16 protein-coding genes are annotated in these 16,031 nt (G+C 61.1%); 7 read left to right on the top strand and 9 right to left on the bottom strand.

The annotated features are described in order from the left end of the window. The first annotated feature begins 57 nt into the window (after positions 1–57). Positions 58–948, top strand: coding sequence for a DMT family transporter (locus FKG95_RS15890; RefSeq protein ID WP_142897371.1), 891 nt, complete (start codon positions 58–60; stop codon positions 946–948). Here FKG95_RS15890 and FKG95_RS15895 read toward each other — a convergent pair. After that, positions 945–2,129: a phytanoyl-CoA dioxygenase family protein gene (locus FKG95_RS15895; RefSeq protein ID WP_218940218.1), complete on the bottom strand. Its 1,185-nt coding sequence runs from the start codon at positions 2,127–2,129 to the stop codon at positions 945–947. The two genes, FKG95_RS15890 and FKG95_RS15895, sit on opposite strands and share 4 nt — an antisense overlap. A 132-nt stretch (positions 2,130–2,261) precedes the next feature. Beyond that, positions 2,262–2,768 (bottom strand): MarR family winged helix-turn-helix transcriptional regulator, encoded by a 507-nt coding sequence (locus tag FKG95_RS15900; RefSeq protein WP_142897373.1) that lies wholly within the window; start codon positions 2,766–2,768, stop codon positions 2,262–2,264. A gap of 164 nt (positions 2,769–2,932) precedes the next feature. Between FKG95_RS15900 and FKG95_RS15905 the strand changes: the two genes are divergently transcribed. Then, the gene (locus FKG95_RS15905; protein WP_218940219.1) at positions 2,933–3,547 is read left to right on the top strand and encodes a DUF3237 domain-containing protein; all 615 of its coding nucleotides are present in this window, start codon (positions 2,933–2,935) and stop codon (positions 3,545–3,547) included. Between the two features lie 211 nt (positions 3,548–3,758). After that, complete coding sequence (locus FKG95_RS15910) at positions 3,759–4,340, top strand: methylated-DNA--[protein]-cysteine S-methyltransferase (protein WP_218940220.1); 582 nt, start codon at positions 3,759–3,761, stop codon at positions 4,338–4,340. A 90-nt stretch (positions 4,341–4,430) separates the two neighbouring features. On the opposite strand, the gene FKG95_RS15915 is transcribed toward FKG95_RS15910, so the two are convergent. Together FKG95_RS15915 and FKG95_RS15920 are read right to left on the bottom strand one after the other, a co-directional pair. After that, positions 4,431–5,012, bottom strand: coding sequence for a GNAT family N-acetyltransferase (locus FKG95_RS15915; RefSeq protein ID WP_142897374.1), 582 nt, complete (start codon positions 5,010–5,012; stop codon positions 4,431–4,433). A 71-nt stretch (positions 5,013–5,083) separates the two neighbouring features. Continuing rightward, the gene (locus FKG95_RS15920) at positions 5,084–5,671 is read right to left on the bottom strand and encodes a PEP-CTERM sorting domain-containing protein (RefSeq protein WP_142897375.1); all 588 of its coding nucleotides are present in this window, start codon (positions 5,669–5,671) and stop codon (positions 5,084–5,086) included. A gap of 561 nt (positions 5,672–6,232) precedes the next feature. On the opposite strand from FKG95_RS15920, the gene FKG95_RS15925 reads away from it, so the two are divergent. Further along, positions 6,233–6,733 carry a PAS domain-containing protein gene (locus tag FKG95_RS15925; RefSeq protein WP_142897376.1) on the top strand — a complete coding sequence of 167 codons (501 nt, stop codon included), beginning with the start codon at positions 6,233–6,235 and terminating at the stop codon, positions 6,731–6,733. 96 nt (positions 6,734–6,829) lie between these two features. Here FKG95_RS15925 and FKG95_RS15930 read toward each other — a convergent pair whose 3' ends face one another. Then, entirely contained in the window at positions 6,830–7,024 is a 195-nt protein-coding gene (locus tag FKG95_RS15930) for a hypothetical protein (RefSeq protein WP_142897377.1), read from the bottom strand. Between the two features lie 440 nt (positions 7,025–7,464). On the opposite strand from FKG95_RS15930, the gene FKG95_RS15935 reads away from it, so the two are divergent. Together FKG95_RS15935 and FKG95_RS15940 are read left to right on the top strand one after the other, a co-directional pair. Continuing rightward, positions 7,465–9,069, top strand: coding sequence for an alpha/beta hydrolase (locus FKG95_RS15935; RefSeq protein ID WP_179954120.1), 1,605 nt, complete (start codon positions 7,465–7,467; stop codon positions 9,067–9,069). Positions 9,070–9,155: 86 nt separating this feature from the next. Then, on the top strand, positions 9,156–9,911 hold the full coding sequence (locus FKG95_RS15940) for a GNAT family N-acetyltransferase (protein ID WP_142897379.1): 756 nt from the start codon (positions 9,156–9,158) through the stop codon (positions 9,909–9,911). Positions 9,912–10,256: 345 nt separating this feature from the next. On the opposite strand, the gene FKG95_RS29695 is transcribed toward FKG95_RS15940, so the two are convergent. Then, a complete protein-coding gene (locus FKG95_RS29695) occupies positions 10,257–10,655 on the bottom strand; it encodes a CARDB domain-containing protein (protein ID WP_179954121.1) in 399 nt (132 codons plus the stop codon). Positions 10,656–11,181: 526 nt separating this feature from the next. On the opposite strand from FKG95_RS29695, the gene FKG95_RS15950 reads away from it, so the two are divergent. Further along, complete coding sequence (locus FKG95_RS15950; RefSeq protein ID WP_142897381.1) at positions 11,182–11,985, top strand: polyphosphate kinase 2 family protein; 804 nt, start codon at positions 11,182–11,184, stop codon at positions 11,983–11,985. A 115-nt stretch (positions 11,986–12,100) separates the two neighbouring features. Here the strand turns inward: FKG95_RS15950 and FKG95_RS15955 are convergent, their stop codons facing one another. The 3 genes from FKG95_RS15955 to FKG95_RS15965 are packed head-to-tail and all read right to left on the bottom strand — an operon-like array spanning position 12,101 to position 16,000. After that, on the bottom strand, positions 12,101–12,493 hold the full coding sequence (locus tag FKG95_RS15955; protein ID WP_142897382.1) for a GFA family protein: 393 nt from the start codon (positions 12,491–12,493) through the stop codon (positions 12,101–12,103). Positions 12,494–12,548: 55 nt separating this feature from the next. Next, the gene (gene trpE / locus FKG95_RS15960) at positions 12,549–14,075 is read right to left on the bottom strand and encodes an anthranilate synthase component I (RefSeq protein ID WP_142897383.1); all 1,527 of its coding nucleotides are present in this window, start codon (positions 14,073–14,075) and stop codon (positions 12,549–12,551) included. 20 nt (positions 14,076–14,095) lie between these two features. Further along, entirely contained in the window at positions 14,096–16,000 is a 1,905-nt protein-coding gene (locus FKG95_RS15965) for a peptidyl-prolyl cis-trans isomerase (protein WP_179954122.1), read from the bottom strand. Positions 16,001–16,031 lie beyond the last annotated feature (31 nt).

The following is a 16,031-nucleotide window of genomic DNA, read 5'->3' on the forward strand; positions in this document are numbered from 1 at the left end:
CTTTTTATGTAGCGAGTTATTGCTACTCTTTACGTAGCGGTTTTTCAGGAAGCTGTCATGCTGATTCTGCCTGCCTTTGCAGCCCTCGCGGCCTCGTTCGGCTGGGCGACGGGCATCGTGCTGGCGCAGCGGCCCGCGCGGATGATCGGTGCCTTTGAGTTCACTCGCATTCAGTTGATCGCCTGCGCGGCCATCCTGAGCGTGATCTGCTCGCTGTTGGGATATTGGCCGACGGTGGCGTGGAGCCATTGGCCCGCTTTCACTGTCAGCATTTGTTTCGGTATCCTCCTGGGCAATCTCGCCATGATCGAGTGCCTGCGCCGCGGTGGACCCCGGCGCACGGAATTGCTGCTGTCGCTCAAAGCTCCGATCGTCGCGGTCCTGGCGTTTCTCTGGCTTGGCGAAACGCCTTCGATCCTGGACCTGGCCGGGGCCGGGGTAGCGCTTTGCGGTGTCTGTCTCGCGATCTTCTTCGGCGGGAATGAAGCCTCTGAGAGTGACGAGATCCGGGGATCCATGACTAGTGTTGTCCTGCTTGGAGTTGCGGCGACTGCCTTCCAGGGCTTCGGCTTCCTGATCATGAAGCCCGCCATGCTGGCCGGGACCGAGCCTTTGGCGGCCTCGGCCATCCGCCTGCTGGGGGCGGCCTTCGTGATCTCGTTGCTTGCGCTCTGGCCCGCGCGGGTCTTCCGGTCGCAGGCACGCATGACACCGGCTTTGCTGGGCCGAACCATCCTGCCGGGCTTTATCGGCTACGGGATTTCCTCGTCGCTGCTGCTCTACGCCTTCGCCATGACCGATGCAGGCGTCGCGGCGGTCCTGGGCTCGCTCTCTCCCGTGCTGGTCCTGCCGATCCTCTGGATGAAGGAAGGGCAGGCGCCGAGGCCGCAGGCCCTCGTGGGTGCCGTGCTCGCGGTCTCAGGAACGGCGTTTATCCTCTTGTTTTAGCGGCTTTGCTGGCGTTTCGCCTGCCGGACCAGAGCCTCTCGGAACGCATCCTCGGTCCAGTGGGCCGCCAAGGCCCTGTGGAAGAGCGCCTGCTGGGTTTCCGGCGCGAGGCCGTCCAGCGGCGGGTCGAGGTCGAGGTTGGTCGGGAAGGAGTAACCCTCGGCGGAGGCGGCGATGACGGCTTGGAGCCGGGCGGGGGAGAGCCTGCCGGTCTCCAGGAGTGATAAGAGAACGGGATAGAGCCGCTCGCACATGCCCTGGCGATCGATCGTCTCCATGGCGCGGCCGAAGGCGGAGGAGATCTGGAGCAGGTTGGCCATACGCTGCACATCGCTGCTGCTATTCGCACCGGCCGCGTGGAAGAGGGCCGGATTGAAGAAAAAGGCATCGCCCTTCGAGAGAGGTAACTGAACGCAATGCGCCTCGAAGTGTGCGCGGAAATCGGGCCTGCGCCAGGCGGTGTAACCGGCGGCATAGCGCTGGGAGAAGGGCAGGAGCTTGGTCGGACCGCTCTCTACGGGCATGTCGCAGTGTGCGATGCCGCCCTGCAGGGTCAGGGTGGGGGAGAGCAGGTGGACATGGGCTGGATAGAGCCTGGAGACCTCGTTGGTCTGGAAGCCCAGGTGGTAATCCCGGTGCGCTTCCTGCGCCGCCGCGCCGGGGCGCACCAGATTGACCTGCGCCGTCATCTGGTAACCGGGGCCGAGCCAGGCTTCGCAGACGGCATCCACGGCGGGGCTCGAGAAATAGAGCGCAAAGACGTCCGGCGCCTGCTCACAGAGTTTCTGGAGTGCGTTCCAGATCCGGTCGTTGTTGCCGGCCGTCGCAAAGTGGTCGGCGCCGCCGCCCTTGGCCTGCTTTTCCGCCGCGATAATGCGGTTGAAGATTTGCGTCGCGGCATCGATGCAGGCGGTGTCTGCGTAAGCGTTCTTAAGCACCAGAACGCCGGAGCCGTCTCCGAGCACCTGCGCCCATTCGGCCATGAGGGCCCGGCGGGCGTCCGGGCTGTTCAGCGCCGGACCGAGAGCGGATAGATCGTAAAGGGGAATACTCGCCTTAATAGCCGAGGCATGAGGAACCTGCTTGGCGTTCAGCGAGGCCGACGTGATCGCGACGAATTCCGCCAGATCACAGTCGTCGGCGTCAAAATAGGCGGCAGCCTGCGGTATCTCTGTTGCCATGACGGGCATTCTGATCCCGTTTCTGACGAAAATCTATCAGGAAACAGGCTGCTGATCGCGACGTTTCACGGGCGCCGCGATCATTCTGTAACCTGTGACCGCTCGCTTCGAGCGAGGCCGCAGACCACGCGGTCAAGTCTCGGCCAGCGCATCTGCCGGAATGGGGCAGTTGGTGCAGACGCGATTATCGCACAGGCGACAGAGCGTGCGTCGGTCGTCGGCGGTCGTCTCCATTGAAGACAGCATCTTGTGCAGCAGTGTCGCGAGGGTCTCCTGCTCCAGAGCGGTCAGCGGGGTCAGCAGGGGCCGGATGGCGGCGAGGCGTCCCTTCAGGAGATCCTCGCGTCGAGCCATGCCCCGTTCGCTGAGGTAAAGCGCGATCGTCCGTTTATCCCGCCCCTTGCGGCGCTCGACGAGGCCATCGGCAACGAGCCGGTCGACGAGGCGCACGCAACCCGGGTGGGACAAGCCGAGAATGTGCCGCAGCTGATCGTTGGAGGGGCCGGAGCCGTATCCGATGACAACCAGTGCCGCAGGGGTTTCACCGCCGTGACGAAGGATGTCACGCGCCGCGTCTCCGATGCGGTCGGCGACAGCGAGCCCGACGACACCGAGCAAATTGGCGGTACGGTCAATCATAAATGCGAGTTTATGTGCGGTGCGCACGAATTTCAACTTGACAATATGTGCGCACCGCACATGATTGTTGAAATGGCGTAGCAGCGGCCTCGTTGCAGAGCCACGGGGCGGCGGGCGCCAGCCCGAAATGAGTGTGTGAGTGTGACCGTTGCGGAGGGCAGTTCATGGCAGATGCGAGACGTAGAAGTATGTTTGTCGGCGCGGGACTTTATGCGGCAAGCGCGCTTTTGGGGCGCGGCAATGCTCATACCCTGGACCCGGGCTCCGGTGGCCTTTCACTCGATGCCGCGGGCTGGGATGCGGACAGCCCTCCCGAGTTGGAGTTCTTGTTTGAGGCGCGGGTCCAGCTTCACCTTCCGCCGATGGACGTAGGCCCGACACCCGAAGGAAATCGCCTCATCTTCCTCGTAAAGGGCGGCACGTTCGAAGGCCCCCACCTTCGCGGACGCGTCGTGCCGGACGCAGGGGCGGACTGGGTGCGCGTCCGGCCAGATGGAACGGGCGTCCTCGATGTGCGTTTCTCCCTGGAGACGCACGACAACGCGTTGCTTTACGTCCACTGGCAAGGGCGGTTCTGGTCGGGGCCGGAAGATGCCGAATATGCGACCGATCTCGAAAAACCGGACGATCCGGCAGGCGCATGGCGCTACTACTTCCGCGCGGCACCGCAATTCGAAACCGGCGATCCCCGCTATGCATGGCTCAATAACATCATCGCCGTGACCAAGTCCCGAACGGGCGATGGCGGTCCCATCCATCGCGTTTTTGCTGTGAAGTAGGACGCCCCAGTTTGCTGCGTTGATCGTGCTCCGCGCTTGCCCCGGCTGCCCAAAATGGCTCGCATGAAGGCGTAAACGACGGCAAAATCGAGGACTGATATGTATCGAAATCGCCGGATGGCTTAGGCAGGGAAGCTCAATGTCGCCGGGCAGGCTGCATCTCGTTCATCTGAAGAGATTTCAGAAACAGCAATTCGGTTGGTGTACAAGCATGCATGACGCTCGAACCATGGTGCGATACGCGCTCTTTCCGACTCCGCTCGGCGACTGCGGCATTGCCTGGCGCAATGACAGGGTCGTCGCAACGCGTCTTCAGGACAAAAGCCCCGCTGACACCATCCACCGTCTGGCCGCGCGGACAGGCGGGACGAGGGGCGAGCCGCCGATCGCAATTCGTCGCGCCATTGCGTCGATGACCGCTCTGCTCGCGGGTGAACGGACGGATCTCACCCACATTCTCTGCGACTTTGGTGGGATCGATGGGTTTGCGGCTCAAGTCTATAGCGCAACGCGCGCGATCCCGGCCGGCGAGACAGCGACCTACGGCGCCATCGCGTCGCAACTCGGCGACAAACGGCTTGCCCGTAACGTCGGACAGGCTCTTGGCCAAAACCCCTTGCCGATCATCGTGCCGTGCCATCGTGTCATCGGCGTGGGCGGCAGGTTGACAGGCTTTTCGGCGGCTGGCGGCGTCGCGACGAAGCTCAAGATGCTCGAGGTTGAAGGTGCGCAGCTTGGCAGCGCGCCGAGGCTGTTCGATGACCTCCCGCTGGCGGCAAAGGCGCCAAGGTGACGCTCTCCGACCTTCGCCCAGTTGTGACAGTGCGCCGAACTGCCTCGCGTTGCGGCGCTATCTTGTCCGGCGAGGCCCGCGCGGAGAGCGTTACAGGGTCAAGGTCACCACCCACTTGTGCTTGCCGATCTTCCGTGAGCGCTCGAAGCCGAGACGCTCGAAGGTCGAGAGCGTTCCGTTGAAGAGGAATGCCGGCGAAGCCTTTCGGCCCTCGATATCTTCCGGGTATCCCTCGATGCGCCCGCCGCCCAGCTTCCTGATCTGCCCGATCGCACCCTCTAGCGCGGCGGACGCAACGCCGGTGCCGCGATGGCCCTTGCCGGAAAAGAAGCAAGTTATCCGCCAGTCGGGGAGCGCCGGATCGGTCGCCAGATAGGCGCGCTGATTATGGATTCGCGGAAGCTCGTCCGGCGATCCGAACTGACACCAGCCGACGCAATCCTGACCATGAAAGACCAGCGAGGCATGCGCCCGTCCTTCCCGGACGCGGCATTCCTTCGCCGTGCGTTTTTCCGCCGGGGAGCCGCTCGAACCTTCGTCCTTGCCATGATACCACATGCACCAGCAGCCGCCCCAGACGCCGTTGTTGGCTTCGACCAGACGTGCGAAGTCCGGCCAGGTATCCGCATCGAGTGCTCTCGCTTCATATTTTAGTGCAGGTTTTCCAGGCATCAGTTATAGTTATGTGCGCGACGCACATTTCGTCAAGCTGAAAGTCCTGCGCGTCCTACGTCGCGACGGCCTTATCGGGAGCGGCGCCGCGCAACGCCGGCGAGGCCGATCAACCCTAGGCCCATGAGCGCCAGTGTGCCGGGTTCAGGCACAGCCACCGTAGTGGTTCTGCGGGTTGCCGTCAGGGTCGACTCCTCGATGGGGATCGTCGTGCTGCGGGGATCGAGTACACCATCGATACAGAAGCCTTGAAGTAAGTTACCGCTGACAAAGCCAAATCCCGGCATTGGGCAATCCGCTCCTTGGCGACTGGTGTTCCAGAGTTGTCCGCCGCGACTTTCAGAAGGTCCGCCGACGACGAACGCCTCAAAAAAAGAGTCGAAATTGAAATTCAGCGTGCCGAAGAGACCATCGGCAAGATTGACGCTTCCGAATGATTTGCCATTCAGGAAGCCCTCGAAGGAAAAGGTTAGAAGATCGCCCGCATTTTTGATGCGTTTCCGGGGGTTGCCGTCGTCGAAGCTGAATTCCCCGGTCATGCTGTAGCCGTTCTCGCCGGTCCAGCTGATATCGTAACTGATCGGAACGGCCTTGGCGGGCAGTGAGAAGAGCAAAGCCGTGAGCGCAATTGCCGCTGCGGCGCAGTGAGTGAGTTTCATTTTGAGTCCCCCAATTCATACTCAGATTTCACGAGACGGATGGTGTCCTGCCTGCGCGACGGCTGACCTGCTTACCCGGGTGTCAGGTTTGCTGGGATGTCACGCCAGCGCCCAGGCTCCGCCGAACTGGAGAAGAGGCTTAGGAGAAAGCCTGAGGGATTGATAGCTGCGCACCGCACTTTGTCCAATACGTGCTCAATTTTGTCCGAAATGCGCGCAAGTCGACCCAAAACGGAGCTACGAAATCAGCGTCCGCGGCGGCGTTTGCGGGAGAGGCGGCAGAAGAGAGAGTCGTGATCGCGCCCAACCTGGCAGGCTTCAAGCCGGCCCGGCGGACCTCAAGGAAGCAACGGCCGCATCAGATGAGTCGGACTAAATCAGGTCTGTCCCAAGACGCTCGAAATGCATTTTTGATTTTCCTGAAGCAGAGATCTGCTGCTCAACTCAGAGTAAGCAAGTTTAATCGTTTTTTATGGATAACAGCGTAAAACCACAGTGAGAAAAACACTCGTTTTCTTTGTTGATTTTGAAGAACAGATAGTGCGCGAACCAGAGTTACACATGCTGAATCAGCCTCTGCATGCGATTAAGAAGTCCTCGCTCGGACCCGTCATCGCTCAGTCCTCACAATTCATTTCGCCTTTAATCGATGAAGCCTTCAATCATTGGCACGACCATAGAGGCGCGGACCATCTTCCGCGGCTCGCTCATCTCGTTTCCGAGCCTCCACCGGATTTTTGGCCTCACACGATCGTTTTGGATATTGTCGATGACGACTATCTTGCGCGCTACGTCGGGCTGAAGTCCGCTCAAACCTACGGCGACGTAAGCGACAGTTACCTCTCGGAGCTTCCGTCGCCGCTGAAAGAGCGGGTCGCTGACTTGCTTGATACCTGCGCAGGGAAACAGGCGCCCATCTACGCGTTCTGGCCGAGAAGCGCTGTCAGGGGACAACCCTTTATCGGTGTGGAAGTCCTTTGCCTTCCCTGGTCAAAATCCGGCGACAGCCTCGATCATATGACCCTTGTAAACGTGAACGCCTACGGGAGCGCAATGATCTAGCGAATGGCTAGAAACAGCATGCGTCCTGTTATCGCGCGACCCCTTATCGCGCGACCCCGTGCGTCCACCGATCCTGAACCGCGATAGAGCCGCCGCTCAGATCCGTTTGTGGCCGAAAGCCTGCATGGCTTTGTCGCGGTGCTGCAGCTCTTCTTTCCTGGATTCAACGGCATCAACCATGCGCAGCTTGCCGGTCCGGTCCCGGACCCGTTTGAAGCGTTTCAGCTCTTTATCCTGCGCCTTCAGTTTGCTGCGCTCGCGCCCCGCCAGTCTTTGAAGATCTCCGGTCATCGGTCATGCTCCCAGAATGGTTGCTCCATTTCCATAAAATACAGTCTACAGTAAGTGGCGTCAGATGCCTTGAGGCAAATCAAGGCCGGACAGGCGAGCTTGCCTCGCTCTGCAACGATACTGTGCTGGTCATCTACAACGTTTCAGACATGAAGATCTGTAAGGTTTCAAGTTTGTCCGATCGTTGGAATCAAGGGATTCGTATCGTTTCAAGACTATTCATTCTGCTACGTTACATATCGCGTAAATCGTGACGTTGCAGAACCAACCCCAGCCCGGTTGCAGATCGGGCGGCATTCCTGCCGTCTTCAATTGCATCATTGCCAATTCCCGGGCAGGGGGCTGATCTGCTATAGCTCTCACGCCCGACAACCAACAGGCGCCATCAAAACCATGCCTTCATTCCTTTGCCCGCGCGCCTTCCTTCTGGCCGCCGCCCGGTGAGTTTCTCCTCCGGACCTTCCGGCCGGCGGCGCCTGCGCCGAGGTTCCTGGCTTCCCGCCATCCTGTCGGCCCTGCTGCTGATCGCCGGGTTCGCCAGCTATGTCGCCTTTTACAGTGCGGCGCCCACGGAGCCGGGCTTTCATGCGCAGGCCTGCTGGTTTGATACGGATATCGTCGGCGATGCGGACTGCGGCACGCTTGTGGTCCGCGAAAACCGGCAAAGGCCGGACAGCCGCACGATCGGCCTGCCGATCGTTATTCTGAGAGCCCAGGGCGAAGAGGCGGAGAGGGGGCGGACGCGCGAGCCGATATTCTACCTCACCGGCGGTCCAGGAGACCGCTTTCCTTTCTCCAGCCAGCAGGACATGGATTCCTGGTCGCTCTGGCGCAAGGATTTTCCGCCCGAGCACGACCTCATCCTGGTCGGTCCGCGCGGCACGGGCAGGCATGCGGTAGACTTCGGCTGTCCCGAAATGCGCAAAGCGGCGATCAGCGCCGGGGCGCATAGGCCGGGCGAACCGCCGCCGGACAGCCGCGCGCTCGCGGTCGAAGCCGTCACCGCCTGCGCCCGGCGTTTGCAGTCCGAGGGCGTGGATCTGACGGCTTACAACAGCCGTGAAAGTGCCGCCGATATTGCCGAACTGCGTCAGGCGCTGGAAATCGAAACCGCAGTGCTTTACGGCGTTTCCTACGGGACGCGCTGGGCGCTGAGCATTCTGAGATACCATCCGGAGGGCATCGCGGCGGCTATTTTGGACGGTTTGGTGCCGCCCGAAGCCGCTGAAGGCCTGGAGGTCGCCGCCTTTTACCGTGAGAGTCTGCAGCAGGTCTTCGATGACTGTGCCGCGCACAGCGTTTGCCGGCATCAGTTCGGGGATGTCGAGCGGCGGTACGAGCGCCTGCGCGAAGGGCTGAAGGCGCGCCCGCTCAAACTTCCGCTCGAGAATTATCTCGATGGGGATGAACTGAGCGCTCTGGGGGACGCGGAGGGGCGCAGTATCAGCTTTGACGACACCTGGTTCGGCTGGCTGCTGTTCGACGCCATTATGGACCGGGATGTGCCGTTTCTGATTCCGCTCCTGATCGATGACCTGGAACAGAAACGTTTTGCTACCCTGAACGCGCGCCTGCGCGAGAGCCTGCTGCTGATACTCGAATCCCAGGCCTACAATTCCTGGGCCATCTATCTTTCCCATATCTGCCGCGATGAAGCCGCGTTCGAGACGCCCGAGGCTGTGGCCGCCGCAGCGCGGACGGCGGGTGACCTTGCCTTCATGGTCGAGGACTATGCGCCCAATTACCTCTGCGCCCTCTGGCCGTCCGGAAAAGCCGATCCGGTGGAAAACCAGCCGGTCAGGAGCGCTGTCCCCACCTTGCTGCTGTCGGGCCGTTTCGATCCTCTGACTCCACCGGCTCTGGCCCAAAGGGCCGCCGCGCATCTCTCCAACAGCTACCTCTATACCCTGGCGGAGAAGGGTCATGGGGCGCTCTATGACAACGCCTGTGCCCAGCATCTGGTCCGAAGCTTTCTGAGAAGCTTTAAGCGCCCGACGCAAACCCGCTGCGAACCACAAGATCTGGCGGTATCCGCCGGAAACTGAGGCTATATACGGAACGTACGGGGGATAGCTGACGCTTACGAGTGATAGCTGAGAGCCGGCGCGTACGAGGAAAGGCGAGAGAGGCGATGTCATTGGAAATCCGGCCGCTGTCCGAACGCGAACGGCTCCTGGTCCTGGATTGGCTGGAACGGGAAGAGGCGGCGCCGGACAGGGAATTCGCCGCGCAAAAAGACGCTCTTGCACGCGCAGAGGATGCCGGTGAGCTCTGGGGGCTCTTCGAAGACGCGGATCCGGTTGCCTTTCTGGCCGGCGGACTGCGCAAGGACGGGTTTTTGAGGGTGCGGGCCGATCGCCGGCGGCGGGGGTATGGCCGCAGGCTGGTCCGGCATCGGATCGACGCGCTGCGTGCCGATGACAGCTGCTGTCTGCTGGACATCCTATGCGAACCGGCGGACTCCATTCCCTTCTGGCGGAAGATGGGTTTTACCCTTTATGGCGGGTCCTGCGCCTTCAAACGCCTGGAGCGGCGCTTTGAGGTGCCCAGGGGCGCCGAAGCCATCGCTGTCAGGATCCGAAGCTTTCCTGATTTCGTCCTGCGGACGGGCGAGCTGGTGGAACCGCTCGACTCGTTCCGGCCGGATGCTGTGATTCTCCCCGGCGGCAATATCCAGCTGGCGGAACGGGTGATTTTTTTCGCCGGGCCGCTCAACCGCCGCTACGACCTTGTGGTCATGATCGAGGTCGGCGGGCGGACTCTGCTGTTCGACCGGGTGAGCAGCGACGCCGCCTACGCGGTGGGAGTCAGCGAGGATGGACAGGCGAACCACTTTCTGGACCGGATCAACGACCCGCCTCTGACCGAGATTCCTTCCCGGCGCTGATGCCGAGTGATCAGCGTAGGGGAATGGCCAGTGTAGGGGGGTGGCAAGCTGTAACCTTTCAGATATGAGAATTCGTGACGTTACAGCGCCGCCGGTCGGTAACCTTGCCGGCCGGTCGACCTGTGACATTGCTGTTCGCGGTCTCTCGAGCGTTTCAGCCCTATCGTAACGTTACAGAAGGGTGGAGCCGTAACGTTACAGGCACAAAAGGCTGAAAGGTTACAGATCGCGCTCTTCGTATCGATGCAAGTGGCTGAACAGCAACGTTTCAGCTGGTTCGGACTGCCGTCGCGAAGGATAGAAAAGTTGAAAGGTGACAGCTTTGCGCCGGTCCGTTGGCGCCTATCAGGTGACCGGTTCGACGCAGGTGTATTCACGCTGGTTGTTGTTTTCACCGGCGCCTTCCTTGATGTCATTGCCTGTATCGATCTTCATCTTGAATTTGGCTTCTCCATCTTTCCAGGCGCCCTTTGAAAGCGGAAACTTCACGGTGCCCACAGCACCGGCCGCAAGCGGACCGAGCGGCTTGTTAACGGTCGAAGTGGTGGTCGGGCTCGTGCGCATCGTAACGCTGACAAAGCTGTTTCGGACCGGCTTGAGACCCTTGTTCCGGACGCCGACGACCACTTCACTGGCGAGGGCTGTGCTGCCTTGTTTGCCGCAGTAACCGGTCTTGGGCGCGCCCGGAAGCGGACCGCTCGGATAAGGCATGTGGAAGACCAGGTCCGGAAGAATTTCGATCACAGAGTTTCCCGGAGCTTTATTGCTGTTAGGTCCCCCATGCGGTTTGGGCTTGGTCGGCTTACCGAGTTTTCCGGATCGGGCCGGTCTACCGGGCTCCGCGGAGCCTCTGCCCTGTGACCCCACGTTCACGTGTGGCTTGGTGCGTTCGAACGTTTCTTTCGCGGCTTCCGCGGGCAGGGAATGAGTGAGTGCCGCGACCGAAACCACTCCGGCAACCATCAAGCATAACATATTGATTTTAATCATATAACTTAACCTCTTTATCTGCTTTATCGCTGGGCGCCGCTTTCCTTGGAACCGGTGGATTTCACGTGAAAGACCACCGTTTCTCATCGCTTGAGACGCGCTTCTTCAGAGAAAGGTTCAAAAGAAATGCCGGACAGGTCAGAATGGAGAGGGCAGAATGAAGAGGGGTGTGACGCCGCGGAGGCTCTGAACCCGGTCAGCGCTCTGTATCGTTACAGTGTTCTATCCGCTGGCAAACAGCAGGGTCTGGCTCAACGAACGCTTACAGATCGGTCGAGTGATGTCGAAAAACGGAAAGCACCACAAGGCAAAGCGTCTCGCAAAGATCGAAATGGACCGCGAACTGGGACGTGACGCTTACGAGGCGCGTCTGGAGAAGCTGCAAACCAAGCTGCGGCGGATCCAGCAGGCTTACCTTCACAGCGGCGATAGCGCGGTGATTGCCTTTGAGGGCTGGGACGCGGCGGGCAAGGGCGGCACGATCCGGCGCATGTCCGCGGTGCTCGATCCGCGCGGCTTCAAGGTCTGGCCGATTGCCGCCCCCAAGCCCCATGATCTGGAGCGGCACTATCTCTCGCGCTTTTGGGAACGCCTGCCGGCGCGCGGCGGCCTCGCGGTTTTCGACCGGACCTGGTACGGGCGGGTCCTGGTGGAGCGCGTCGAGGGCTTTGCGGCCCACAAGGAATGGAAGCGGGCCTATGACGAGATCAATGACTTCGAGCGCCTGATGATCGATAACGGCACGCGCCTCGTGAAGCTCTTCATGCACATCACGCCCGATGTGCAGTTGCAACGTTTCGAGGCCCGTCTGCAGGATCCCATGAAGCGCTGGAAACTCAGTATTGAGGATTTTCGTAACCGGGAAAGCCGTCCGGCTTACGAAAAGGCCATCGATCAGATGTTCGAACGGACCTCCACCGACCAGGCGCCCTGGCATGTGATCCCGGCAAACGACAAGAAATATGCGCGGATCTCGGCCATGGAGATCATTTCGGATCACCTCGCCAAGGGTGTCGACCTCAGGCCGCGTCCGCTGGACGACCGGGTTCGTGAGGAGGCCGAGCGAATTTTCGGGCTCTACTGATTAGGACGGTGATCAGGGCGGGCCTTGCCTGGACTCCGCTCTAAATTTTACTGCTGGATCAGATTCACAAGGTTGATAGATCGCCTTCGGCGATTCCATCTAAACTTGACCAGATCTAGTCCTCACGGCGGCCCGGGGTATCACGATCTCGCTCGTAGCGCTGTTTTAGCGGAAAGGGCGGCAACCAGGACTCTCGGCGGATTGTCCAGCTTTCGTAGGTCGGCATCAGCTGATCGGGCGCGTCCAGGCTGCCAAGGTTCACTTCGATTTCATCGTCACTGCGCGCGAACACCGACGAACCGCAATGCGGACAGAACGTGCGTCCTTTGTAGGCGCGGGTTTCGCCGGTGATTGTCACGGCATCCTCAGGGAAAATCGCGGAGGCGTGAAAGAGGGCGCCGTGATGCTTGCGGCAGTCCAGGCAGTGACAAAGACCCACCCGATAGGGCCGTCCCGACGCCTCAATCCGGACCTTGCCGCACTGACAGCCGCCGGTGAACCGCTCCATGCCGCGCTTCCTTTCTCAATCGTCCGTGAATTGCCTGGAAATCAGATATTCCGAGTCAGATGTTCGACTTCTGGGAGGCGAACCTGACGGCTTCCTCCGCCGCGCGCACCAGGGCGCGGGCTTTGTTGCGGCACTCCTGGTACTCGCCTTCGGGAAGACTGTCGGCAACCACGCCGCCACCGGCCTGGATGTAAATCCTGTCGTCCTTGAGCACGGCGGTGCGCAGGGCGATGCAGGTATCCATGGTCCCGGTCGCGCCGAAATAGCCCACGGCCCCGGCATAGATCCCGCGCCGGTCCGGTTCCAGCTCATCGATGATCTCCATGGCGCGGACCTTGGGAGCGCCTGAGACCGTGCCTGCCGGAAAGCCGGCGTAGAGCGCCTGCATGGCGTCGTATTTCTCGTCGAGTTCCCCGTCCACGTTGGACACGATGTGCATGACGTGGCTGTAGAGCTCGACCAGCATCTTCTCGGTGACCTTGACCGAGCCGACCTTGGCGACCCGTCCCACATCGTTGCGACCCAGATCCAGCAGCATCAGGTGCTCGGCCAGTTCCTTGGGATCCGACAGCAGGTCCGCTGCCAGTTCCTTGTCTTCCTGAGGCGTGGCGCCGCGCTTGCGGGTGCCCGCGATCGGGCGGATCGTGACCTTGCCGTCGCGCAGGCGCACCAGGATCTCCGGACTGGAGCCGACAATCGAGAATTCGCCGAGGTTTAGATAGAAGAGGAACGGCGAGGGGTTGATGCGGCGCAGCGCCCGGTAGAAAGCGAAGGGCGGTAGCTCAAAGGGGATCGAAAAGCGCTGGGACAGCACGACCTGAAAGGCGTCGCCGGCCAGGATGTACTCCTTGGCCTTCTCGACCATGGCATGGAATTCGGCCTGGGTAACGTTGGAGTCCGGTTCAGGCAGGACCGTGTCGCCCATGTAGACGTCGCGGCCGCGCGGCACCGGCTGTTCGAAGTCGCTGACCACGGCCGCCAGCCGGGAATAAGCCGCCTCGTAGGCGTCGCGGGTGGATAACTCCTGGCCGGGCCAGACCGGGGTCACCACCGTCACCTGGTCCTCGACCCGGTCGAAGATCGCAATCACGGTCGGGCGAATGAACATGCCGTCCGGGACCCCCAGGAAATCCGGATTCTGGTCCGGCAGATGCTCCATCAGGCGCACGGTCTCGTAACCCAGATAACCAATGACCGCAGACGCCATGGGCGGCAATCCCTGGGGCAGATCAATCCGGCTTTCGGCGATCAGGCCACGCAGGCTGTCTAGCGCGTCGCCCTCAAGCGGCGTGAAATTCTCGAGATCCTGCAGGGCGTTCCGGTTGATTTCGGACTGATTGCCCCGGCAGCGCCAGATCACGTCGGGTTTGAAGCCGAGAAAGGAGTAGCGGCCGATATTGGTGCCGCCCTCGACCGATTCGAAAAGCACGGAGTTGGGCTGGCCCTCTGCAAGCTTCAGAAAGGCGGAAACCGGCGTCTCCAGATCGGCGATCAGGGTCGTCCATACAACCTGGGCTTTCCCGCTCTCGTAGAGCCTGGCAAAGCCGTCGTAGTCCAACCCCGTTGGATCCTGCGTACCCATGACCTTAGATACCCGTAGCCCTAAAACTGAGACAGGACGGTGTCGAGGTTCTGATGATTGATTTCGACTCTGTAAGATTCGTTCAGGGTGTCGGTAAACTGGGTCACCAAATCGCCCTGAATCCGATTGACCAGATTGGACTGCAGCGCCGCGATCGCCGTATCTGCTTCCGCATCGGGCGCCGCGGTAATGTTGGAAAGGCGCGCGACCATGATGCCCTCGGCATCCTCGACCACATCAGCCTTGCCTTCTTCCAGCTCGAAAAGCTTGCTGGGCAGATCGAGCGGAATGCCAGGTGTCGGCGTGGTGTTGAAACGCCGCATTGCCGGTGTGGCCGTTGGTATCAGTCCGGCCTCCTGCGCCAGAGCCGCAAAATCTCCGCCGTTGTTCACGGCCTCGACCAGGACCTGCGCCTGCTCCGTCAAAAGACGAGCCCGCTCGGCAGCTTCCCAGCCGGCGATGACATCCGCGCGTACTTCATCCAGCGGTTTGGCGGCTGCGGGGATGTCCTCGTGTACCCGGACAACGAAGTAGCCGCCCTGTGCGGTTTCCGTGAGCAGGCTCTCATCGCCGATTTCTGTGGAGAAGGCGGTGTTGATGAAGGTCCTGTCATTGGGCAGGGCTTCGATCGTCTCGCCGTTTTCGTCGCTGCCGCTGCGGTCGACCCGATCGAAGCGCTCGATCTTCAGGCCGAGGGACGCCGCCGCTTCTTCCAGGGTCGCGCCGCCCGCCATGGTATCGTCAAGCGCGTTCGCCAGTTCGATGGCGGTGTCGGTTGCGAGGGTCAACTGCAAGGTCGCGCGCAGATCTTCGACCACCTCCTCAAAGGGGGAGACGCTTCCCTCCTGGATCTCGGAGACTTGTGCCAAGTGCCATCCAAGCGGACTTTCCACGGCCTCTGAAACACCGCCTTCTTCAGCCGCGAAGGCGCCTTCGGCCAGGGCCGGAAGCTGATCCGCCAACTCCGCGCGGGAGATCAGACCCAGGGAGACGGGCGCGCCCACACCGGCTTCCGCCGCCACCGCGGCAAAGTCGCGGCCTTCACGAATTTTGGCCAGCGCGTCATTGGCGGCTTCCTGATTGGGAAAAAGCACCTGGGAGACATTCCGGCGTTCCGGGACCGAGTAGGCGTCAATCCGCAACTCGTATTCCTCACGCAGCCGTTCATCGGCGACCGCGACTTCGTCGGTGAGGGCGGCGGGGTCGATTTGGAGGACGCTCAGGCTGCGGAATGCGGGCGCCAGAAAGTCGCCGCTATTCTGGTCGTAGTATGTCCTGATCTGTTCGTCGGTCGGTGCGGGTAAATCCGTGATGCTGTCGTTGCGGAAGACAACCGTGTCCGCCGTGCGTGTTTCCGCGCTGTAGCGATAGAGTGCCTCCGCCATGGCGCGCGGCATGGTCACCGCGCCGGAAATCGCGTTGACGACCTGCTGGCGCTGGATATCGCCGGTCAAACCCTGCAAAAAGGCCTCTTCGCTCAAGCCACTGTTTAGAAGGGCATTTTGGAACGCAAAGCTGTCGAACCTTCCGGTCGCCTGATCCTGGAAAGCAGGGAGAGACCTGATTTGCTCGAGGAGTTGATCAGTGGTCACCACAAGACCCAGATCGTTCGCGTGCTGCTCGAAGAGGGCGCGGGTGGTGAGGCGGTCCATGACCTGCTGTACAACGCCGAAGGCCTGCGCCTGCTCGATGTCCAGGCGTCCGCCAAACTGCGGCGCGAGCCGGGCCAGTTCCTGCCGGAGATTCCGGCTGAATTCCTGCTGGCCGATTGCAACCTTGCCGACCTGCGCGACGGAGTAGGTATGCTGCGGACCCTGAAAAATATCGCCGATGCCCCAGACGCCGAAACTCAGGATCAGCAGCGCGAAAAGACAAAAGGTGACGAACTTCTTGATTGGGTTGATTTTCTTGTCGGCCAAGGCCATGGCTAATCCCTGTTTACGGCAGTGGGTGTCC

The sequence above is a fragment of the Denitrobaculum tricleocarpae genome (assembly GCF_007004665.1).
Taxonomy (GTDB): Bacteria; Pseudomonadota; Alphaproteobacteria; order Kiloniellales; family Kiloniellaceae; genus Denitrobaculum; species Denitrobaculum tricleocarpae.